The following is a 20,447-nucleotide window of genomic DNA, read 5'->3' as shown; positions in this document are numbered from 1 at the left end:
TCGCCAGATAATCGCTGGATGGTCTAGTGACCTGGCGCAACCCTTCAAGTCTGTACGCGCATCGAACCTCCCTTCGCACTTGTTGCTCCTGAGTGCTCTGGCCCGATTGAACGCTTTAGCGAGATCGGGCTTTTTTTTGCCTGCGATTTGACGAACACCTACAAAACCTTGTGGGAGCGGGCTTGCTCGCGAAGGGGGACTGTCAGTCCACATAAATGTTGGATGACATATCGCTTTCGCGAGCAAGCCCGCTCCCACAGAGGTTTTGCGTCATGGCTACTGTCGCGATAAGTGGCAAAACCCGCTATCGTCGCCGCCATTCGAAATGAGGCGAGCATGGGCTATCTACTTATTGTCACGCTGATCCAGGCGTTTTCCTTCAGTTTGATCGGCGAATACCTGGCCGGTCATGTCGACAGTTACTTCGCCGTGCTGGTACGCGTGCTGCTGGCGGGGCTGGTGTTCCTGCCCCTGACCCGCTGGCGCTCGGTGGAACCGGCATTCATGCGTGGCATGCTGTTGATCGGCGCGTTGCAGTTCGGCGTGACGTACGTCTGCCTTTACTTGAGCTTTCGCGTACTGACGGTGCCGGAGGTGCTGCTGTTCACCATCCTTACGCCGCTGCACGTGACCCTGATTGAAGATGCATTGAATCGTCGCTTCAATCCCTGGGCGCTGGTCGCGGCACTGGTGGCGGTGGCGGGGGCGGCGGTGATCCGCTTTGACCGGATCAACCCGGACTTCTTCATGGGTTTCCTTTTGCTGCAACTGGCCAACTTCACCTACGCCGCCGGCCAGGTGCTCTATAAACACCTGGTCGCGCGCCATCCGAGCGACCTGCCGCATTACCGCCGTTTCGGTTTCTTCTACCTAGGCGCACTGGCGGTGGCGTTGCCGGCGTTTCTATTGTTCGGCAAACAGAACTTCCTGCCCGAAGCACCGCTGCAATGGGGCGTGCTGCTGTTCCTCGGCCTGGTCTCGACCGCTTTGGGGCTCTACTGGTGGAACAAAGGTGCGTGCCTGGTCAATGGCGGCACCCTGGCGGTGATGAATAACCTGCATGTGCCGGTAGGCTTGCTGATCAATCTGCTGATCTGGAACCAGCATGAAGAACTGGGGCGGTTGTTGCTCGGTGGTTCGGTGATTTTGCTGGCGGTGTGGATCAGTCGGTTGGGTATCCGGCGCGCAGCCAGATTCGTGTAGGAGTTGCCGCAGGCTGCGATTTTTTGACGAAGAGCTGCTCGCATTCGGTTAGCAGCGAGTGTTGGCATACTGGTGCGCAATGCTCGGATGACATCTATCTGAGCATCATTTGCCTGGTTTTTTAAATGACGTGTAATGCTAATGTGTTTCTCTTGAAACGTTTATGCTTAATGCTTCTTTTGTTTGTTGTTCTGCCGTCTTTCGTGTTGGCTGATGAGGCACATGCAAAAGACTGGAGAGAGATTACTGTTAATGATCTTTCTGTCATTCGACAACTGGTAGTTACTTCTCATCCAGGCGCTATAGACAGTGAAAATGAGTCTTTTTCAGACTGGGTTGAACGGGGTTATCTGGATGCCAGTCAGCTGTCCAGACGCGTCAACTCAAGGAAAGACTCCCTGGCCGTGCTAAATTTTTACATTGCAGGCTTCAAGGACGGACACGTAGGGCTGAATCAACCTGATAAAGGAAGTTCGTCCTGGGCAGGTTTCATTCTGGATATGCGAGGTCGGAGTTTTGTTGTAAGGCACGTCGCTGAAAATTGGCCTGTACCGCTGCCGCCGATAGGCTCCGAGGTTATATCGTGTGATAACAAATCGGTCCGCGAGAGAATTGAGAATGAAATATCTCCATATATTGATCGCAGACTTGATCTACAGTCCACCTGGTTGCATTTGGCTCAGCAGTTAACTCTCGATGATGCCAGTTATCCCGTACTGTCGAGAGACTTGTCAAAAAACTGTCTGGTTGCTCTTCCAAATGGAGAAAGACAAAACTTTGCGTTGCTGTGGCAAGAGGATTCCGGGCAGCTGAAGGCTTTCCTGCGCCGACCCCGGCCTCCTCAATCGCTCCAGAGTTTGGGAGAAGGGCGATATTGGATACATGTATCAAATTTCATGCCGTCAGCAGCCGAGAATGCTTCCCTGGATAAAATGCTTGAGGCCATCAAGCGTATTAACGATGCCAAGCTGGTTGTGCTTGATACAAGAGGCAATCGCGGTGGTAACAGTTTGGTCGGTGCTGAAATACTTTCTGCACTGTTAGGCTCGCAAAGGGTAAAAAACCTGAGTGAGCCATCTCGTGCGTATGCGATGTGGCGTGTCTCTCCTTTTGCACTCTCAACGCTCAATAATGCTCTAACCACCATGGGGAGTGACTATGGAAAAGACAGCGAAGCTTATAAGTTTGTTCTTGGTCTGACCGGATCGATGGAGTTCGCGCTTCACGAGAAGAAAGACTGGTTACGACAGCCGAGCGCATCCTCGGTCCTCCAAGAAGGAGCGAGAGAATCCAATGCCCAAGGTTTTAAAGGCAAGCTTGCACTGGTTACTGACTCTTTTTGCGCGAGTGCCTGTCTAGACTTTGCGGACGTTGTTCTTGCAGTTCCGGGGGTTGTCCATCTAGGGTTACCAACCAGCGGCGATACACTGTATATCGACATAGGCTCTCAAACTCTGCCGAGTGGTGCTCAGTTCTGGCTGCCGTTAAAGGTATGGAGAGGCCGAGCTCGAGGAAACAATCAAAGTCATGATCCGCCATTTGTTTTTAATGGCGATATAAACGATACACCTGCAGTTCAAAAATGGGTTCTTGATCATTTTTGATCGGATCGGCGCCATTTCTGAAGCACGCCGCAACACGCCAACCTTGTGGGATGCCCAAAAGTCATTTGGGCGCCAATTGATCCACCAGAAACCCGATAAACGCCCGGGTCTTCTGCGGCACTCGCCGTGCCGACGAATACACCGCGTTGATGGTGATCGCCGGGGCCTGCCATTCGCACAGCACCGGCACCAGTCGCCCGGCTGCCAGCGCATCCTCGACGATGAAGTCGGGCAGCAGGGCGATGCCCATGCCGGCTTCGGCGGCCTGGGCGAGCAAGTCGCCGTTGTTGGCGTGCAACGGGCCGGTGACGTTTACCCGCTGGGTTTCCTTGCCATTGCACAGTTGCAGGCTGACTCCACTCTGTAGATACCCGTAGTTCAGGCATTGATGGGCGCGCAGATCCTGCGGAGTCTGCGGAACGCCCGCGCGCTCGAGATAAGCCGGGGATGCCACCATGATGCGCGGTGCGGGCGTCAGTTGCCGGGCGATCATCGTCGAGTCCGGCATGCTGGCGATGCGGATGGTTACGTCAAACCCGCCCCGCACCGGGTCGACTTGCTGGTCGCTGAGCACCAGTTGCAACTCGATGTTCGGGTGCAATTCATGAAACAACGGAATCAACGGCCCCAATCGCCGTAGACCGAACGACATCGGCGCATTGACCCGCAATACACCGCGTAACTCGCCGATGCCGTCACGGGCGCGTTGCTCGGCTTCGTCCAGCGCCGCCAATACCTCCCGTGCTGCTTCGAAATACTCGGCTCCGGCCTCGGTCAGGTGCAGGCTGCGGGTGGTGCGTTGCAGCAATTGCACGCCGATGGCTTCTTCCAGTGCCTGAATCTGTTTACTGACTTTCGAGCGCGGCACGTCCATGGCCCTGGCGGCTGCGGCGAAGCCGTTCTCGCCGACCGTGACGACGAAGGCACGCATGCATTCGATGCGATCCATATTGTCCCTATTTTGGAATCAATTATTCTCGATTTTAGGTAATTGTCCCTTTTATAGCCAGCCCCTAAAGTGACATCCAAGCCGACAGCAAAGCCTCTTGCGGCAACGTCGACTAACCCTGAACTCATTCGAAAGTATCGACATCAAAAGGAACGCGCCATGTCTATCCGTGAACTGCTCAACCCAACCAACTCCGCCCTGATCCTGATCGACCACCAGCCGCAAATGGCATTCGGCGTTCAGTCCATCGACCGTCAGACCCTGAAGAACAACACCGTGGGCCTGGCCAAGGCGGCGAAGATCTTCAATGTACCGACCATCTACACCTCGGTCGAAACCGAAAGTTTCAGCGGTTACATCTGGCCGGAATTGTTGGCTGTGCACCCGGATCAAAAGCCGATCGAACGCACTTCGATGAACTCCTGGGAAGACAAGGCACTGGTTGACGCGGTGAAAGCCACCGGGCGCAAAAAACTGATCATCGCGGCACTGTGGACTGAGGTCTGCCTGACGTTCCCGGCATTGGAAGCCCTGGCTGAAGGCTACGAGGTCTACATTGTCACCGACGCTTCCGGTGGCACCAGCAAAGAGGCCCACGACATGTCGGTGCAACGGATGATTCAGGCCGGCGCGGTACCGGTGACCTGGCAGCAGGTGCTGCTCGAATACCAGCGTGACTGGGTGCACAAGGACACTTACGAGGCGGTCATGGAACTGGTGCTGGAACACAGCGGCGCGTACGGCATGGGTGTGGACTATGCCTACACCATGGTGCACAAGGCACCGCAGCGGCAGGTCAAGTAACCCGCAAATTCTGAAAACGATGTAACCCTTGTGGGAGCGGGCTTGCTCGCGAATGCGGTGGGTCATTCAACATTGATGTCGACTGACACTCCGTTTTCGCGAGCAAGCCCGCTCCCACATTTGTTTTTTGTGGGGTTACATCATGCGTTTTTCGGCTTCGGGAATGTGACTCGCACCCAACACCGCCGGCAGCAGCCCGGCCCGTAAATCCGTACCACTCGGCTGCTGGTACAGGCTCAACCCGAACTCCGGCAGCACCGCCAGCAGGTAGTCGAAAATATCCCCCTGAATCCGCTCGTAATCGGCCCACGCCGTGGTGCGGGTAAAGCAGTAGATTTCCAGCGGAATACCCTGGGCCGTGGTCTGCATCTGGCGGACCATGCAGGTCATGTTCGTCTGGATTTCCGGGTGACTCTTCAGGTAGGCCAGCGCATAGGCGCGGAACGTGCCGATATTGGTCATCCGCCGGCGGTTGGCCGACATGGCCGCGACGTTGCCCTGGGCTTCGTTCCAGGCCTTGAGTTCGGCCTGTTTGCGGGTGATGTAGTCAGTGAGCAGGTGCACCTGGGACAGTTTCAGTTCCTCGTCGTCACGCAGAAAGCGTACGCCGCTGGCGTCGATGAACAGGCTACGTTTGATTCGGCGGCCACCGGAAGCCTGCATGCCGCGCCAGTTCTTGAACGACTCGGACATCAGGCGCCAGGTCGGGATCGAGACGATGGTCTTGTCAAAGTTCTGCACCTTGACCGTGTGCAAGGTGATGTCCACCACATCGCCGTCGGCGCCCACCTGGGGCATCTCGATCCAGTCGCCGACCCGCAGCATGTCGTTGCTGGTCAACTGCACGCTGGCGACGAATGACAGCAGCGTGTCCTTGTAGACCAACAGAATCACCGCCGACATGGCGCCCAGACCCGACAGCAGCAACAGCGGCGAGCGGTCGATCAGTGTGGCGACGATGATGATCGCGCCAAACACGTACAACACCATTTTCGCCAGTTGCACATAGCCTTTGATCGAGCGGGTGCGGGCATGTTCGGTGCGGGCGTAGATGTCGAGCAGGGCATTGAGCAGGGCGCTGACCGCCAACAGCAGAAACAGCAAGGTGAAGGACAGCGCCACGTTGCCCAGGAATTTCAGACTGGTTTTGCTCAGGTCCGGCACCAGATTGAGCCCGAACTGGATCACCACCGAAGGCGTGATCTGCGCCAGGCGATGGAACACCTTGTTCTGCAGGAAATCATTGACCCAGTGCAACGCCGGCTGGCGGCCGAGCATTTTGGTCGCGTGCAAAATGAGGTAACGCGCCACCCGTCCGAGGAACAGCGCCAGCGCCAAAAGCAACAGCAGCGACAGGCTGGAGTGCACGAGCGGGTGCTGGTCGAGGGCGCCCCAAAGGTCTTGGACGTTGATCCAGAGCTGTTTGATATCCATGGTTGAAACGATTCTTCTGTAGAGCGCGAGGGGCGATTAGAGCATTTAAGACGCTTTGTATTACGTTTGGGGCAAAATCAGGCAACAAAAAACCAACTCTTTACCGCCATTTGTATAAAGAAACTCGGCCTGAGCGCTCGAAACCGTTACCCTATGCAGCTGTTTTTTTGCATTTCTTCGAGGTAGCACCCGTGTTTTCCCAATTCGCCCTGCACGAACGCCTGCTCAAAGCCGTGGCCGAGCTGAAATTTGTCGAGCCAACGCCTGTGCAAGCCGCGGCCATTCCGCTGGCGCTCCAGGGGCGTGACCTGCGGGTGACGGCGCAAACCGGTAGCGGCAAAACCGCTGCATTCGTTTTGCCCATCCTCAACCGTCTGATCGGCCCGGCGAAAATCCGCGTCAGCATCAAGACCCTGATCCTGCTGCCGACCCGCGAACTGGCCCAGCAGACTCTGAAGGAAGTTGAGCGCTTCTCGCAGTTCACCTTCATCAAGTCCGGCCTGATCACCGGCGGCGAAGACTTCAAGGTCCAGGCCGCGATGCTGCGCAAGGTGCCGGACATCCTGATCGGTACACCGGGCCGGATGATCGAGCAGTTGAACGCCGGCAACCTCGACCTCAAGGAAGTCGAAGTCCTGGTGCTCGACGAAGCCGACCGCATGCTCGACATGGGCTTTGCCGAAGACGTGCAACGCCTGGTGGACGAATGCCCGAATCGTCAGCAGACCATGCTGTTCTCCGCCACCACTGGCGGTTCCGGCCTGCGCGAGATGATTGCCAAGGTCCTGAACAACCCTGAGCACCTGCAACTCAACGCGGTCAGCCAGCTGAACGACACCACTCGCCAGCAAATCATCACCGCTGACCACAACCAGCACAAAGAACAGATCGTCAATTGGCTGCTGGCCAATGAGACCTACCAGAAGGCCATCGTCTTCACCAACACCCGCGCCATGGCCGACCGCATCTACGGCCGCCTGGTGGCGCAGGAATACAAAGCGTTCGTGCTGCACGGCGAGAAAGACCAGAAGGATCGCAAACTGGCGATCGACCGCCTGAAGCAGGGTGGCGTGAAAATTCTCGTGGCCACCGACGTCGCCGCTCGTGGCCTGGACGTGGACGGTCTGGACCTGGTGATCAACTTCGACATGCCTCGCAGCGGCGACGAATACGTGCACCGCATCGGTCGTACCGGCCGCGCCGGCAACGATGGCCTGGCCATCTCGCTGATCTGCCACGGCGACTGGAACCTGATGTCGAGCATCGAGCGCTACCTCAAGCAGAGCTTCGAGCGTCGTACCATCAAGGAAGTCAAAGGCACCTACGGCGGACCGAAAAAGGTCAAGGCCTCGGGCAAGGCCGTCGGCGTGAAGAAGAAAAAGACCGACGCCAAGGGCGACAAGAAGAAAACTGCCGCCAAGACTCCGACCAAGCGCAAGAGCGCCAACCGGCCGAAGAGCGATTCCCTGGTCAGCAAGGACGGCATGGCCCCGCTCAAGCGCCGCAAGCCGGAAGCGCCGGCGGCCGAGTAAGTCGTTGCAGGTGACTTAAGAAAAACCCGGACAGTGTCCGGGTTTTTTATGTCTGATGATTATCCGCCGTGGCAGCAGCTCGACTTCTCCTGTTCCTCATATTTGTCATGATGCCGCACCCACTCCATGATTTCGTCCTCATTGCGGCCCTTGGGCGTCAGGTCGAGGTAGTTGTAGGCGCCGACCAGCAAGTCCAGGCCCCGGGCATAGGTGGGGTAGGTATGGAAAATTTCCCCGGCGTCATTGCGATAAAACACGCTGAGGCCGGGGAGTTCTTCCTCGGAGCCGTCGGTTTTTTCGTAGTTGTACGTGGCCTTTCCGGCGGCGACGTCTTCGGCTCGGGCACAGACGCCAAAGTCGTAGTTGAAATCGCATCCTGCTGACGACACCCAATCGAACCTCCAGCCCATGCGCCGCTTGAACGCCTGGAATTCAGCGAGCGGTGCGTGGGAAACCGCCACCACTGCAATATCGTGGTGGGCCAGGTGCTGGTTGGCGCCGTCGATGTGGTCGCTAAGGAACGAGCAACCGGGGCAGCCCTCGTCCCAGCCCTCGGCGAACATGAAGTGATAGATGACCAACTGACTGCGGCCGCCGAACAGGTCCGCCAGTTTCAGTTCGCCGTTGGGGCCCTGGAAGCGGTAGTCCTTGCCGATTTTCACCCAGGGCAGGGCGCGGCGTTCGGCGCTGAGTTTGTCCCGGTCCCTGGTGAAGGCTTTCTCGCGGACCAGGTGCTGTTTACGGGCGACGAGCCATTCTTCCCGCGACACGACGGGGTGATTCTGGATGTTCATGCTGTGTTCTCCTGCGTGGGGCTGGGAGGTGACCTACACAGCCTAGTCGTTTGGCTTGTGTGGAATTCGACATACCGCCGGTCGGTCGTGAGTAAGAGCCAGCTACAGGTATTGAGACAGGCTCGCTCCCACATGGGATTTGTGTAGCACTTAGCCTTGTTTCGCTGCTTTCAAGCACTTCAGATCGCTGAAGTCCTTCCTCACGCCCTCTATTTTCTTCAACAGACGTTCGCGCTGGCTTGGCGTGCTTTCAGCCATGAGGTCCACGAACAGCGAGCGCGCCTGGGCCTCGGTGTTGGCAAAGGCCTGACGATAGGCGGGGGTCCACAATCGCTCACGATTGACCAGTAGCGTTTCGATTCGTTGTGGGAATTGCGGGCTCTGGCGTTGCGCGACCGCCGCACTGAACTGTTTCTGCCAATGCACACGGTTGGCAATCCACTGGGAGTTCTGGTCGCCCAGGGCGTTCGACCAGCTGGTGACTCGTTGTTGCTGGTTGCTGTTCAGTGGCCCGAGCCAGTCGTTCAGGCGCTTTTCCATGCGTTCGCCACGCTCCTTGATCTGCTGGTCGAGGGAGGGCTTGAGGTATTCCTCCTGGTGCTTGCGCTGGTCCTTGGCGAAGGCTTCATTCATCTCGGCGACTTGCTTGTCATCCAGCCCCTGCAGCAACTCGATGGCCGATGGGGTGATTTCCCGCGCGGTCTCGGCGATCGCCTGTTCGGCTTCACGGGCGCGGGCCCGCAAGGCAGCATCGGTGATCTGGTTGGTCGCGATCATGGTTTGCAGGCGGTCCAGCCAGTCGAGGTAGCCGGGCAATTGGGTGGTGCAGTGCCAGCTCAGGTGTTCCTTCAGGCGTACGTTCAGCCAGCTTTTTTGCTCGCCGTTCATGTCCAGGTAGTCGCTGAGCGTCCACGGGATGATCACGTCGAGGTTGCGGTAGGCCAGGCCTATGCGGCTGCACGCGCCGAGGGTGAGGGCGATGGTCAGCACAACGGCAATGTGTTTGAACCAGCGGGACATGGGCGAATCCTTGCGATAGCCAGTCTTCGGGGGTCTGATTCTTATGTGAACCCAGGATGAGCCTGGCAGTTCAGCCGGGCAACTGCTGTCGCTCGTCGATATTCACAGGATTTGATGGAGTGTCGCGGGGAGAAACGAGGGTTCCAGTCCAAGCGCTTCGAAGTTCAAAGCGCTTTGGGACCAGGTGAAGCGGGGGGATTACTTTTTGCCCAGGGTGATCTGCTTGGACGGGCCGAATGTCTGGCCGCTGACGCCTTTGGCAATTTGCTGGATTTCACCGCCGGACTTGAGGAACGCAGCGATCTGGCTGTTGATCGATTCGCTGGTTTCGACGGCTGGAGCTGGCTTTGCTTTGCTGGTGGATGCTTTTACGCGCATGGCGGCCATTAACCTGTAGAAAATTAACTTGGCCAAGCATCGTACAGGAATCACCGGGTAATTGCTTGGCAAATATCCCCTCGCAATAATCCTGAGGTCGGGGTAATTAATCATTGGCCGATATTCGAAGCAGGTGTCTAAGCCGCTGTTTTAACTAAGAACATTGCCTGAAAAAATACCGCGTTACGCTTGCCATGGCATGGCGTAAATGCCCGGATCGGTCTGACGAGCGGCCAGGTTTGCGATGAAAACCCGGAAAAATCAGGGCCTCCAGAGGATTTTCGCGCGCCACCGGGCCGCGTACCGAACGCAGCGCTCAAAACCGAGTAGAATGCCGCCCACGCAATGAGGGTATTGGACATGGCTTTAGTCGGGCGTTACAACAGTTTGCAAGTGGTTAAACACACTAACTTCGGTTTATATCTGGACGGTGGCGCGGATGGCGAAATCCTTCTGCCTAATCGTTATATCCCAAAAGATATTCCTAGCGAAGATGAAGACTGGCTCAACGTTTTTATTTATCTGGACAGCGATGACAAACTCATCGCAACTACTGAAAAGCCGAAAGTTCAAGTCGGCGAGTTCGCCAGTTTGAAAGTTGTTGAAGTCAACAGCATCGGCGTATTCCTGGATTGGGGGTTGCCGAAAGACCTGTTGCTGCCGTTCTCCGAAGAGAAGCGCCAGATGACCGCGGGCGAGTATGTGGTGGTGCACGTCTATCTCGACAAGCACACCCGTCGCATCACCGCGACCGCGCGCCTGGACCGCTACCTGGACAAGACCCCGGCCAACTACACCGCAGGCCAGGAAGTGGATTTGCTGGTAGCCGAAGCCACGGACATGGGTTTCAAGGCCATCATCAACAACAAGCATTGGGGCCTGATCCACAAGAACGAAATCTTCAAGTTCATGCGCGCCGGTAAAGAAGAAAAGGGCTTCATCAAGGACGTTCGCGCCGACGGCAAGATCAGCCTGAGCCTGCAGCCGGTCGGTCAGGAAGCGGCCACCAGCCTGAACTCGAAGATCCTCGCCAAGTTGCGCGAAAACAACGGTTCCCTGGCGGTCAGCGACAAGAGCGATCCGGCGTTGATCAGCAGCCTGTTCGGTGTCAGCAAGGGCAACTTCAAGAAGGCCATTGGTGCCTTGTACAAGAATGGCCAGATCGTCATTCATGCCGATCGCATCGAACTCAGTTGATGTTCTGACACTACACAGAGCCAGGGTGGCGCAGGCAGAGAAGTAGAGGTCTCTGACAGGCGGCATTTTCTGGCCATCTGGTTAATAATCGACAACCTGATTTTTCGCCCCGGTGTTTTCTTTTCCAGTGAGAAGGCCGGGGTTTTGCTTTTACTGCCGAGTCTTTGCCATGGATTGTGTCTTCGAGGTGTTCCAGTGAGCGTCACCCGGCGTAGCGCCGACGGGTTTGCCCTGCAAGTGATGGTCGGGTTGTGCCTGGTCTGGGGCGTTCAACAGGTAATGATCAAGTGGGCGGCGGCCGACATCGCGCCGGTGATGCAGGCAGCCGGGCGTTCCGGTATGTCGGCGTTGCTGGTCGGGTTGCTGATCTGCTGGAAGGGCGGCTGGAACCAGGTGGGTACGACCTGGCGCGGTGGTTTGTTGGCCGGTGCCTTGTTCGGCCTGGAGTTCTTCTTCATTTCCGAAGGCCTGCAACTGACCACGGCGGCGCACATGTCAGTGTTTCTCTACACCGCGCCGATCTTCACTGCTTTGGGTGTGCACTGGTTGCTGCCGAGTGAGCGTTTGCGACCCTTGCAATGGCTGGGGATTGTCCTGGCCTTTATCGGGATTGCCATCGCGTTTGCCGGCGGAGTGTCCTGGGACAACCTTGATTACCGCATGTTGATGGGCGATGCCCTCGGTGTGCTGGCGGGCGCGGCTTGGGGCGCGACCACCGTGGTGGTGCGCGCCTCGCGGCTGTCGGAAGCGCCGGTGACCCTGACGCTGTTCTATCAGTTGATAGTCGGGTTCTTCGGTTTGTTGTTGATCGCGTTGCTCAGCGGCCAGATCACCCATGTCAGCCTGACTTCCGTGGCAGTCGCCAGTGTGCTGTTTCAGGGCGTGGTCGTGTCGTTCTTCAGTTACCTGGTCTGGTTCTGGCTGCTGCGCCGTTACCTGGCAGCGAACCTCGCGGTGTTTTCGTTCATGACGCCGTTGTTCGGCGTCACGTTCGGTGTGGTGCTGCTGGGCGAGGCGCTGAGCCTGAACTTTATCATCGGTGCGGTGCTGGTATTGGCGGGCATCACTTTTGTCAGCGCTGAGCAGTGGTTGCGCCGTCGTTTGCGCCAAGCCCTCGGGCAGCACTGACCGGCGCGAGCGACAGACCGCCAGCGATCAGCAAGCCGCACCCGGCGACCACCAGTGCCGGCTGCAATCCGCCACTGAAATGACTGCTTAGCGCCGCCAGCAATGGCCCGCTGAGCTGGCCCACGGCAAAGCAGGCCGTCAGCAGGCCGGCATTGCGTTGGGTCGCGTGGGGTGCCAGTTCCCGGGACCGTTGCATCACCAGTTGCATGCAGGCCAGGAACGGCGTGCCGCACAGGATCACACCCAGCGCCAGGCCTGGCCCGTTGCCCAGCAGGCAGGCGAACACGCCAGCGGCTTGCAGCCATAACGTCGCCATCAACCAGTGACGCGTGGCGTCGGGCTTCTGCCGACGCAAACTCACCAGCACCACACCGGTTGCCGCCGCCAGGCCAAAGCACGGCCAGAACAGGTCGGCCTGCCATTGGCCATGGAATTGCGCGTTGGCCATTTGCGACAGAAAGGTCGCCGGGATGATGTAGCCCAATCCGTACAAGGCATAGATCAAGCCCAGGCGACCGATGCCTTGAGTGGGCGACGGGCTGGCGCTGGGTGCAGCAGTCGCGGTGGCGACCGGTTGTGGCAGGAACGGCAGGATCCCCAGCAGCATCGCCAGACCTACAGCGGCGTACACCAGCCACAAGGTGGCGGATGTCTGGCCCAGCAGGTTCGAACCCAGGGCCAACAAACCGGTCAGAAAAATCCCCAGGCCCGGTCCGGCGAAGACCAGGGCACCGAGCCGAGGACGACCGGCCGCTGCCGCGAGCGGCTGGCTCAAGGCGGTGATCATCACCAGCACCCAGGCGCTGGCCACACCGGTGCCGAAGCGCAGCAGCAGGTGTGACCAGAAACCATTGGCCCAGAACGAAGCCAGGGTCAGTAGCACGCACAGCCACAATCCGCCGAGCAAGCGCCGGCGCACTTGCGCGGGACGCCGGGAAAACATGGCGTCCACCGCGCCGATGAAGTAGCCGAAGTAGTTGGCGGCGGCAATCAGCCCGGCGGCGGTCAGGTCGACCTGACCTTCGCTGAGCAGGTGCGGCAGTTGCGGTGTCAGGGCAAAACGGCCGATGCCCATGGCCATCATCAGGGCAATGAAACAGGCGGATAAGCGAATCAGGGGGGACATGGTCTGGATTCCGTTCAGAGGATCAATGACCGTCAGGCTAGGACTGATTGACTTTCTTTAAAAATGAATAATAGTGAGTAACTTGTTCTGTTTTGGAGAGTGTTGTGGAGTTCAGCCAATTGCGCATCTTCCAGGCGGTGGCCGAAGAAGGGTCGATAACCCGAGCCGCCGAACGGCTGCACCGGGTGCCGTCGAACCTGTCGACCCGGCTCAAACAGCTGGAAGAGCAACTCGGCGTCGAACTGTTCCTGCGCGAACGTCAGCGTTTGCAGCTGTCGCCTGCGGGAAAAGTCTTGCTGGACTACACCGCCAAGCTGTTTGCCTTGCGCGATGAAGCCAGCGCGGCGGTGCAGGGTGGGCAACCGGCGGGCGACTTCGTGCTCGGCACCATGTACAGCACCGCCGCGATTCACCTTCCGGGGCTTTTGGCGCGCTATCACCGCTTGTATCCGGCCGTGAACCTGCAAGTGCAATCCGGCCCCAGCGGGGAATTGCTCGAAGGCCTGCTCACCGGTCGACTCGATGCGGCGCTGGTGGATGGCCCCATGGAACTGGCCGGGCTCGACGGCGTTCCCTTGTGCGACGAGCGCCTGGTGCTGATCAGCGAGGCCGATCATCCGCCGGTGCGCAGTGCGCTGGATGTGGAAGGGCGCGCGGTGTTTACCTTTCGTCAGGGTTGCTCCTACCGCATGCGTCTGGAAGCCTGGTTCGCCCATGACCACGCGGCCATGGGCCGGGCGATGGAGATCGAGTCCTATCCAGGCATGCTGGCGTGTGTGATTGCCGGTTCCGGTGTGGCGCTGATGTCGGAGTCGATGCTCGCCAGTTTGCCGGGCCGTGAGAGTGTGGCGGTGCATCCGTTGGCCGAGCCGTTCGCCAGCGCAACCACCTGGCTGATGTGGCGCAAGGGCATGGTCGGAGCCAACCTGAATGCATGGATCGAGCAGCAACAGGTGGTTTTTCCGCCGACACCGCTGCAGGCGCAGGAAATTGCCTGAACACAGGCTGATTGTGATGGATTCAGTAACAGATCATTGCGACTTTGCACGAGCATTGCGCAGGACTTCGGACTATTATCAGTGCGAACGAGCTTCAGAATTTTGGCCGCTCGGCACTACCCTGAAGGGGGCACCATGAAAGAGAAAATCCAAAACTGGCTGCATGACCTGGGCGTTGCTCTCGGTTTGATCGAGCCGCCTCTGCAACCCGTGCCTATTCGTACTGATGACGAACAGCGCCGACGCCAGCAGCGTCGCCGGTAAAGCAGATTCCGGATCGCTAGTGAGGGTGGGCTTGTTCCGACAAGCCCCCTCGCCACAGAACAGCATGCTGCCATTCAATCCTGATTGTCAGAGACTGCGCATTTGGCAACCCAGCCTCAATGCCGCCCAATCTCCAGCAAAAACCGGCTCAAATCATTCGCCGTCCTGGCGGATTTCAGTATCCGGTCTTCCTCGGCGGTAAACGCCGTTACACCCAGCTCATCTTCCAGATGGAAGATCAGTTCTTCGATATCTTCCTTATCCAATCCCAACTGCGCCAGGCTGGCGTTGTCGTCGAAGTCATCCCGGCTTTCCAGCAGGCGGCTGATGTAGCGATGCACGACAGCGCGAACGGCAGCTTTTTTCATGAATGTTCTTCCAGGAGGGGGGGGCTCTTTGTGCCGGTACAGTTCCTGCCGTTGAGTACAGCAGGCTTCAGCCGTGTGAGCGCTGCCATTCGTCAATCATGCTACGCAAGTGCGCACCGGAAAAACTGCCGAAATGTCCGCCATGCACTGTACGGATCGGCAGCGTACGCAAGCGTTGCAGGCTGCGCGCGTAGTCATCGAGGTTGGAGTGGTAGGCGTCTTCGATCAGCGGGCCGTCGTAGATGATGTCGCCGCTGAACAAGGTCTCGGTGGCGGCTTCGTACAGGCAGATGCCCCCCGGCGAGTGTCCCGGCGTGTGCACGACTTGCAACACACGGTTGCCCAGGTCCAGCACATCTCCATCTTCGATAATCCCCGTGGCTGGTGCGGCTCTGACCCGGTATTCGGCGTAGCACAGCGGGCAATCCGGGTGGGCTTCGAACATGTCGTCGCCGACAAAGGCCTTGCTCAAGTCGTTGTCGCCATCCGGTGCGGCCAGAATGTCCGCTTCGGCCGGATGCACCAGCCGTTCAGCGAACTCATGATGACCGGCGATGTGATCGAAATGGCAGTGGCTGGCCACGGCCACCAGCGGCCGCTCGGTGATCCACGGCAGTTGCTCGCGCAGGCTGACCAGGCCCGAGCCACTGTCCAGCAGCAGGTCCTTGTCACGGCCCTGGATGTGCCAGAGGTTGCAGCGGTAGAAGGGGCGGATGTACGGCTCGTGGATCAAGCGGATGCCGTCGCTGAGCGATTTCACTTCGAACCACTGGTCACGAGAAACAATTTTCATAAAACGTTTTCTCCAGACGAAAAAAAACGGGTGTGGCAACCGACGCCACACCCGTCGAAGAAAGCATCAAGTCGTTATGTTCAGCTTAGGCCGCGCTGGCCACTGCTACCGGGCGGCGGGACATCAGGCTCACTACCACGAAACTCACCAGGCCTACACCGAGGCTGTAGTAGATCGGGGTGTTGGCGTCCAGGCCGTCCTTGAACATGAACAGCAGCGCAGTGGCGAACCCCATGCCCATGCTGGCGATGGCGCCGGCGGTGGTGGCGCGTTTCCAGAAGATCGCGCCCATCAGCGGGATCAGCATGCCGCCCACCAACAGGTTGTAGGCCAGGGTCAGGGCGCTGATCACGTCGTTCACGACCAGGGCAATGGCCAGCACCACACAGCCGGTCAACAGGGTGAACAGGCGGTTGATCGCCAGGCTCGACTGTTTACCGCCACGCAGTTTCGGCAGCAGGTCTTCGGTCAGGGTGGTGGCAGCGGCCAGCAGGCCGGCGCTGGCGGTGGACATCATGGCGGCCAGTGCGGCAGCGATCACCAGGCCACGGATACCGTCCGGCAGGGACAGTTTGACGATGGCGGCGAAGGCGTTGTTGACGTTGTCCAGATCCGGGATCAGTACGTGTGCAGCCATGCCGATCAGGGCACAGGCCAGACCGTAGAGGATGCAGTAGATACCGGCAGCGGTACCGGCAACCTGAGCCACCTTGGCGGTCTTGACGGTGAACACCCGTTGCCAGATGTCCTGACCGATCAGGATGCCGAAGAAGTAGATCATGAAGTAGGTGATGATGGTGTCCCAGCCGATGGTGGTGAAGCTGAAGCTCGCAGCCGGCAGTTTCATCACCAATTCATCCCAGCCACCGACGCGGTACAGGCAGATTGGCAACAGGATGAACATCAGGCCTACGGTCTTGATGATGAACTGGACGATGTCGGTCAGGGTCAGGGACCACATGCCGCCAATGGCCGAGTAGATCACCACGACGCCGCCGCCGAGCAATACCGAGATCCAGAACGGCAGGCCGAACAGCACTTGCAGAACGGTGCCGATTGCCAGGATCGAGGTCACGCCGATCATCAGCGCGTAGGCCAGCATGATCACCGCGCTCGCGGAGCGGGCCATCGGGTTGTAGCGCTTTTCCAGCACCTGGGTAACGGTGTAGATCTTCAGTTTCAGCAAAGGTTTGGCGAGGAACAGGTTCAGCGCGACGATCCCGCAACCCAGTGCGGCACACAGCCAGAAACCGGAGATGCCATGTACGTAGCCCAGACGCACGGTGCCCACGGTGGACGCGCCGCCCAGAACGGTGGCAGCCATGGTGCCCATGTACAGGCTTGGGCCGAGGTTACGACCGGCGACCAAAAAGTCTTCGTTGGTCTTGGCCTTGCGCATGCCGTAGTAACCGAGAAGCAGCATCGCGGCGGCGTAGATGAGTACAACGAATAAATCCAAAGCCATTATGGCGTGTCTCCGATTGTCTTTTTTATGTGAGGCTGAAAATCAGTCCCCTTGTAGGAGCGAGCTTGCTCGCGATAGCGGTCTGTCAGTCACATCAAGGGTGGATGTGCTGCTGCCATCGCGAGCAAGCCCGCTCCCACAGGGGTAGTGCGTATATCAGGCGACTTGTTGCATCGCCGGTTTGGCGAGCGAATCCGTGCTCTTGTTGCGAAGGTCGTTCGGGCCGTACACGGCGCTGGCTTCCGGGAACATTTTGAGCAGGACCAGGTAAACCACCGAGGCCAGGCTCAGGGTCACTGGCAGGCTGATGTCGATACCATCGGCCAGGTTGCCCAGGGGGCCGACAAATTGCCCCGGCAGGTTCACAAAGCACAGGCCGACCGCGGCACTCGGGATCCAGGCCCCCATGCCACGCCAGTTCCAGCCGTGGGTGAACCAGTAGCGGCCGCCTTTCTCGCCACGGGTGAACACTTGCAGGTCATCCGGGCAGTAGAAGCCGCGACGGGCCAGCAGGCCGATGATCATGATCACCATCCAGGGGGTGGTGCAGGTGATGATCAGCACGGCGAAGGTCGACACGCTCTGCACCAGGTTCGCCGCGAAGCGCCCGATGAAGATGAAGGCAATCGACATCACACCGATCAGCAGCGTGGCCTTGACCCGCGACAGCACCCGTGGGAACACGCTGGACATGTCCAGGCCTGTGCCGTAGAGCGAGGTGGTGCCGGTGGACATGCCGCCGATCACTGCGATCAGGCACACCGGCAGGAAGAACCAGGTCGGGGATACCGCCAGCAGGCCGCCGACATAGTTGTTGGCGGCGATGTAGTCCGGTGCCTTGATCGCCACGATGGTCGCGGTGGTCAGGCCGAACAGGAACGGAATGAACGTTGCGATCTGCGAAATCACCACCGCCGCCATGATGCGACGCTTGGACGTATCACGCGGAATATAACGCGACCAGTCGCCGAGGAACGCACCGAAGGAAATCGGGTTGCTCATGGCCACCAGTGCAGCACCGATGAAGGCGGCCCAGAAACCGGGTTGGCCCATGCTGACGGTGCCAGCGTAGTTCGCATCGAAAGGACCGGCAAAGGCGAAGACGCCCAGCAGGAACAGCAGGCTGGCACTCCACACCGCGATCTTGTTGACCCACAGCAGGAAGCGGAAACCATAGATGCACACGGTCAGCACCAGAATCGCGAACAGACCGTAGGCCAGGCCCAGGGTCAGGTCGGTTTCCGGCAGGCCGATCAGGCGTTTGGCGCCACCGATCAGCGCATCACCCGAACTCCACACCGAGAGCGAGAAGAAGGCGATGGCGGTCAACAGCGACAGGAACGAACCGACGATCCGCCCGTGCACGCCAAAGTGCGCACCGGAAGACACGGCGTTGTTCGTGCCGTTGATCGGGCCGAACAGGCCCATTGGCGCGAGGATCAGCGAACCCAGCAGTACGCCCAGCACAATCGCCCAGACGCCCGCCTGGAAAGACAGGCCGAACAGCACCGGGAAACTGCCGAGGACGGCGGTTGCAAAGGTGTTGGAACCACCGAAGATCATCCGGAACAAGTCCGTCGGGCCTGCGGTGCGTTCGTTGTCCGGGATCTGTTCGACCCCGTGGGTTTCAATTTGCGTAAGGCTTTGGTCTTTGTTGTTGTTATTCATGATCAGCTCCGATCATAAAGGCGCGCTCATCGTGCGTGAGCGTCACCTGTGTTGGCTAAGGGGTTGGCAGCCCTTCCGGCATCGCGGACAAATGTTCGTGACAGGCCAGCCATAGGCCTTGTTGTTCTTGGCCAGACGCTTGTTTCTTGAAAACAATCGTCTCGCGCTCCTGGCTAAAGTGCTGCTCCCCTTGCATGCGCAGCTCGGTGGCTACGTCATGGATGAAAATCGCCACGTCACCCTGCAGGCTGACGAAAGCGTTGCTCGAGGTGCAAGAGAGCACCTCGAAGCCATCCTCGGCGCGCCAGCTGTCCCACATCGCCTGATAGGCGTCGCGCGACAGCAGGGGCTGCTCGAGGGTGTAGAAGACGAAGCTGGCATCGGCGCTGAACGCGCCGAAATAGGCTTCGCGATCGTTACGGGCAAAAGCGGACACCAGATCGGCGGCGGCTTTGAGAACCTGATCACGTTCGTTCATGGTCCATCCTCAGCGGTGGACTACGCCAGGCAGTACGCAGAGCATTTCGTACAGCAGGTTGGCGGCCAGCAGCGAGGTGTTACCAGTGGTGTCGTAAGCGGGCGAGACTTCTACCAGATCGCAACCGACCAGGTCGAGGCCTTGGCAGCCACGAACGATCTCGATCGCCTGAATGGTCGTCAGACCGCCGATTTCCGGGGTGCCGGTGCCAGGAGCCCAGGCCGGGTCGATGCCGTCGATATCAAAGCTCAGGTAGACAGGACCGCCACCGACTTTCTCGCGGACTTCAGCCATCAATGGCTCCAGCGACTTGTGCCAGCACTCTTCGGCCTGAACCACACGGAAGCCCTGGTTGCGGCTCCAGTTGAAGTCGTCAGCGGTGTAGCCCTGGGCGCGCAGGCCAATCTGCACGACCCGGTCCGGATCCAGAAGGCCTTCTTCAACGGCGCGACGGAAGGTGGTGCCGTGGGCGATTTTCTCGCCGAACATGTGATCGTTCACATCGGCGTGAGCGTCGATGTGCACCAGGCCGACCTTGCCGTGCTTTTTATGGATGGCACGCAGGATCGGCAGGGTGATGGTGTGGTCGCCGCCCAGGGTCAGGGGGATCACGTTGTGTTCGAGGATGTCGTCGTAGGCTTCTTCGATGATGCGAACGGCGTCCAGCAGGTTGAAGGTGTTGATCGCCACGTCGCCGATGTCGGCAACCGACAGCGAGTCGAACGGTGCAGCGCCGGTGGCCATGTTGTACGGGCGGATCATCACCGATTCGGTGCGGATGTCGCGAGGCCCGAAACGGGTGCCAGGGCGCAGCGAGGTACCGATGTCCAGCGGCACGCCTACGAAGGCAGCGTCCAGGCCGGCAGCAGTTTTCAGGTGGGGGAGTCGCATCATGGTGGCGATGCCGCCGAAGCGCGGCATTTCGTTGCCGCCCAGTGGTTGGTGAAGAATCTTGTCCACGGGTAGGGCCTCATCGTCGTTGTTTTATTTATGTCGGTTGCGCCGTTCACGGGAGTACGGGCGAACCTTGTGGCGCCGATTCTGCGAAATGTAGTGGCCGGGAAGAATCGCTACGGGCAAATACTTAGTTCAGATTTTTCTAAACTAATGGATGTGACAGCGATAGACTTCACTCCATGCGCAGACACCCTGATGCCTTTCAGTCCAGGGGTGAACACTGCAATCATTGTGGGAGCGGGCTTGCTCGCGAAGGCGTCGTGTCAGTCGGCATCAATGTCAACTGA

At 58.8% G+C, this 20,447-nt stretch carries 20 protein-coding genes; 8 read left to right on the top strand and 12 right to left on the bottom strand.

Features of this window, described 5'->3' with window-relative positions:
• The first annotated feature begins 336 nt into the window (after positions 1 to 336).
• Together ACEN8Q_RS16025 and ACEN8Q_RS16020 are read left to right on the top strand one after the other, a co-directional pair.
• Complete coding sequence (locus ACEN8Q_RS16025) at positions 337 to 1,203, top strand: carboxylate/amino acid/amine transporter (RefSeq protein ID WP_413423813.1); 867 nt, start codon at positions 337 to 339, stop codon at positions 1,201 to 1,203.
• 143 nt (positions 1,204 to 1,346) lie between these two features.
• Positions 1,347 to 2,807: a S41 family peptidase gene (locus ACEN8Q_RS16020; protein WP_413705503.1), complete on the top strand. Its 1,461-nt coding sequence runs from the start codon at positions 1,347 to 1,349 to the stop codon at positions 2,805 to 2,807.
• Between the two features lie 61 nt (positions 2,808 to 2,868).
• Here the strand turns inward: ACEN8Q_RS16020 and ACEN8Q_RS16015 are convergent, their stop codons facing one another.
• Entirely contained in the window at positions 2,869 to 3,756 is an 888-nt protein-coding gene (locus tag ACEN8Q_RS16015) for a LysR substrate-binding domain-containing protein (protein WP_413703394.1), read from the bottom strand.
• 159 nt (positions 3,757 to 3,915) lie between these two features.
• Between ACEN8Q_RS16015 and ACEN8Q_RS16010 the strand changes: the two genes are divergently transcribed.
• The gene (locus tag ACEN8Q_RS16010; protein ID WP_413703393.1) at positions 3,916 to 4,560 is read left to right on the top strand and encodes a hydrolase; all 645 of its coding nucleotides are present in this window, start codon (positions 3,916 to 3,918) and stop codon (positions 4,558 to 4,560) included.
• Positions 4,561 to 4,695: 135 nt separating this feature from the next.
• Here ACEN8Q_RS16010 and ACEN8Q_RS16005 read toward each other — a convergent pair whose 3' ends face one another.
• A complete protein-coding gene (locus ACEN8Q_RS16005) occupies positions 4,696 to 5,994 on the bottom strand; it encodes a mechanosensitive ion channel family protein (RefSeq protein WP_413427299.1) in 1,299 nt (432 codons plus the stop codon).
• Between the two features lie 191 nt (positions 5,995 to 6,185).
• Between ACEN8Q_RS16005 and ACEN8Q_RS16000 the strand changes: the two genes are divergently transcribed.
• Positions 6,186 to 7,526 (top strand): DEAD/DEAH box helicase, encoded by a 1,341-nt coding sequence (locus ACEN8Q_RS16000; protein ID WP_008018231.1) that lies wholly within the window; start codon positions 6,186 to 6,188, stop codon positions 7,524 to 7,526.
• Between the two features lie 59 nt (positions 7,527 to 7,585).
• Here ACEN8Q_RS16000 and ACEN8Q_RS15995 read toward each other — a convergent pair whose 3' ends face one another.
• From ACEN8Q_RS15995 to ACEN8Q_RS15985, 3 genes are all read right to left on the bottom strand, one after another.
• Positions 7,586 to 8,320, bottom strand: coding sequence for a DUF899 domain-containing protein (locus ACEN8Q_RS15995; protein ID WP_413703392.1), 735 nt, complete (start codon positions 8,318 to 8,320; stop codon positions 7,586 to 7,588).
• A gap of 150 nt (positions 8,321 to 8,470) precedes the next feature.
• Positions 8,471 to 9,340, bottom strand: a complete 870-nt coding sequence (locus ACEN8Q_RS15990; protein WP_413703391.1) for a DUF6279 family lipoprotein — start codon at positions 9,338 to 9,340, stop codon at positions 8,471 to 8,473.
• 198 nt (positions 9,341 to 9,538) lie between these two features.
• Positions 9,539 to 9,727 carry a hypothetical protein gene (locus tag ACEN8Q_RS15985; protein WP_015096330.1) on the bottom strand — a complete coding sequence of 63 codons (189 nt, stop codon included), beginning with the start codon at positions 9,725 to 9,727 and terminating at the stop codon, positions 9,539 to 9,541.
• Positions 9,728 to 10,078: 351 nt separating this feature from the next.
• Between ACEN8Q_RS15985 and ACEN8Q_RS15980 the strand changes: the two genes are divergently transcribed.
• Complete coding sequence (locus ACEN8Q_RS15980; protein ID WP_413703390.1) at positions 10,079 to 10,915, top strand: S1 RNA-binding domain-containing protein; 837 nt, start codon at positions 10,079 to 10,081, stop codon at positions 10,913 to 10,915.
• A 195-nt stretch (positions 10,916 to 11,110) separates the two neighbouring features.
• Positions 11,111 to 12,043: a DMT family transporter gene (locus ACEN8Q_RS15975; RefSeq protein ID WP_413427296.1), complete on the top strand. Its 933-nt coding sequence runs from the start codon at positions 11,111 to 11,113 to the stop codon at positions 12,041 to 12,043.
• Here the strand turns inward: ACEN8Q_RS15975 and ACEN8Q_RS15970 are convergent.
• Complete coding sequence (locus ACEN8Q_RS15970; protein ID WP_413427295.1) at positions 11,988 to 13,169, bottom strand: MFS transporter; 1,182 nt, start codon at positions 13,167 to 13,169, stop codon at positions 11,988 to 11,990. The genes ACEN8Q_RS15975 and ACEN8Q_RS15970 overlap by 56 nt on opposite strands.
• Before the next feature lie 104 nt (positions 13,170 to 13,273).
• On the opposite strand from ACEN8Q_RS15970, the gene ptrR reads away from it, so the two are divergent.
• Positions 13,274 to 14,167 (top strand): putrescine utilization regulator PtrR, encoded by an 894-nt coding sequence (ptrR, locus tag ACEN8Q_RS15965; protein WP_413427294.1) that lies wholly within the window; start codon positions 13,274 to 13,276, stop codon positions 14,165 to 14,167.
• A 135-nt stretch (positions 14,168 to 14,302) separates the two neighbouring features.
• Complete coding sequence (locus ACEN8Q_RS15960; RefSeq protein WP_007914492.1) at positions 14,303 to 14,431, top strand: PA1414 family protein; 129 nt, start codon at positions 14,303 to 14,305, stop codon at positions 14,429 to 14,431.
• A 116-nt stretch (positions 14,432 to 14,547) separates the two neighbouring features.
• Here ACEN8Q_RS15960 and ACEN8Q_RS15955 read toward each other — a convergent pair whose 3' ends face one another.
• The 6 genes from ACEN8Q_RS15955 to speB all read right to left on the bottom strand — a co-directional run bounded on the left by ACEN8Q_RS15955 (position 14,548) and on the right by speB (position 20,163).
• Positions 14,548 to 14,799 carry an acyl carrier protein gene (locus ACEN8Q_RS15955; protein ID WP_413427293.1) on the bottom strand — a complete coding sequence of 84 codons (252 nt, stop codon included), beginning with the start codon at positions 14,797 to 14,799 and terminating at the stop codon, positions 14,548 to 14,550.
• A gap of 67 nt (positions 14,800 to 14,866) precedes the next feature.
• A complete protein-coding gene (locus ACEN8Q_RS15950) occupies positions 14,867 to 15,592 on the bottom strand; it encodes an MBL fold metallo-hydrolase (RefSeq protein ID WP_413427292.1) in 726 nt (241 codons plus the stop codon).
• Positions 15,593 to 15,677: 85 nt separating this feature from the next.
• The gene (locus ACEN8Q_RS15945) at positions 15,678 to 17,057 is read right to left on the bottom strand and encodes a sodium:solute symporter (RefSeq protein WP_413427291.1); all 1,380 of its coding nucleotides are present in this window, start codon (positions 17,055 to 17,057) and stop codon (positions 15,678 to 15,680) included.
• Positions 17,058 to 17,213: 156 nt separating this feature from the next.
• Positions 17,214 to 18,725: a purine-cytosine permease family protein gene (locus tag ACEN8Q_RS15940; protein ID WP_413703389.1), complete on the bottom strand. Its 1,512-nt coding sequence runs from the start codon at positions 18,723 to 18,725 to the stop codon at positions 17,214 to 17,216.
• 55 nt (positions 18,726 to 18,780) lie between these two features.
• A complete protein-coding gene (locus tag ACEN8Q_RS15935) occupies positions 18,781 to 19,203 on the bottom strand; it encodes a YybH family protein (RefSeq protein WP_103394650.1) in 423 nt (140 codons plus the stop codon).
• A 9-nt stretch (positions 19,204 to 19,212) separates the two neighbouring features.
• On the bottom strand, positions 19,213 to 20,163 hold the full coding sequence (gene speB, locus ACEN8Q_RS15930; protein WP_413427289.1) for an agmatinase: 951 nt from the start codon (positions 20,161 to 20,163) through the stop codon (positions 19,213 to 19,215).
• Positions 20,164 to 20,447 lie beyond the last annotated feature (284 nt).

The sequence above is a fragment of the Pseudomonas sp. Pseusp16 genome, from assembly GCF_047324915.1.
Lineage (GTDB): Bacteria > Pseudomonadota > Gammaproteobacteria > Pseudomonadales > Pseudomonadaceae > Aquipseudomonas > Aquipseudomonas fluorescens_CD.
Note: the sequence above shows the minus strand (reverse complement) of the source record. Positions and strands in the feature narration are given on the sequence as shown.

Coding starts and splice junctions, on each gene's coding strand:
- ACEN8Q_RS16025 (WP_413423813.1), top strand. CDS start 337: ATGGGCTATCTACTTATTGTCACGCTGATCCAGGCGTTTTCCTTCAGT.
- ACEN8Q_RS16015 (WP_413703394.1), bottom strand. CDS start 3,756: ATGGATCGCATCGAATGCATGCGTGCCTTCGTCGTCACGGTCGGCGAG.
- ACEN8Q_RS16010 (WP_413703393.1), top strand. CDS start 3,916: ATGTCTATCCGTGAACTGCTCAACCCAACCAACTCCGCCCTGATCCTG.
- ACEN8Q_RS16005 (WP_413427299.1), bottom strand. CDS start 5,994: ATGGATATCAAACAGCTCTGGATCAACGTCCAAGACCTTTGGGGCGCC.
- ACEN8Q_RS15995 (WP_413703392.1), bottom strand. CDS start 8,320: ATGAACATCCAGAATCACCCCGTCGTGTCGCGGGAAGAATGGCTCGTC.
- ACEN8Q_RS15990 (WP_413703391.1), bottom strand. CDS start 9,340: ATGTCCCGCTGGTTCAAACACATTGCCGTTGTGCTGACCATCGCCCTC.
- ACEN8Q_RS15985 (WP_015096330.1), bottom strand. CDS start 9,727: ATGGCCGCCATGCGCGTAAAAGCATCCACCAGCAAAGCAAAGCCAGCT.
- ACEN8Q_RS15980 (WP_413703390.1), top strand. CDS start 10,079: ATGGCTTTAGTCGGGCGTTACAACAGTTTGCAAGTGGTTAAACACACT.
- ACEN8Q_RS15970 (WP_413427295.1), bottom strand. CDS start 13,169: ATGTCCCCCCTGATTCGCTTATCCGCCTGTTTCATTGCCCTGATGATG.
- ACEN8Q_RS15960 (WP_007914492.1), top strand. CDS start 14,303: ATGAAAGAGAAAATCCAAAACTGGCTGCATGACCTGGGCGTTGCTCTC.
- ACEN8Q_RS15955 (WP_413427293.1), bottom strand. CDS start 14,799: ATGAAAAAAGCTGCCGTTCGCGCTGTCGTGCATCGCTACATCAGCCGC.
- ACEN8Q_RS15950 (WP_413427292.1), bottom strand. CDS start 15,592: ATGAAAATTGTTTCTCGTGACCAGTGGTTCGAAGTGAAATCGCTCAGC.
- ACEN8Q_RS15945 (WP_413427291.1), bottom strand. CDS start 17,057: ATGGCTTTGGATTTATTCGTTGTACTCATCTACGCCGCCGCGATGCTG.
- ACEN8Q_RS15940 (WP_413703389.1), bottom strand. CDS start 18,725: ATGAATAACAACAACAAAGACCAAAGCCTTACGCAAATTGAAACCCAC.
- ACEN8Q_RS15935 (WP_103394650.1), bottom strand. CDS start 19,203: ATGAACGAACGTGATCAGGTTCTCAAAGCCGCCGCCGATCTGGTGTCC.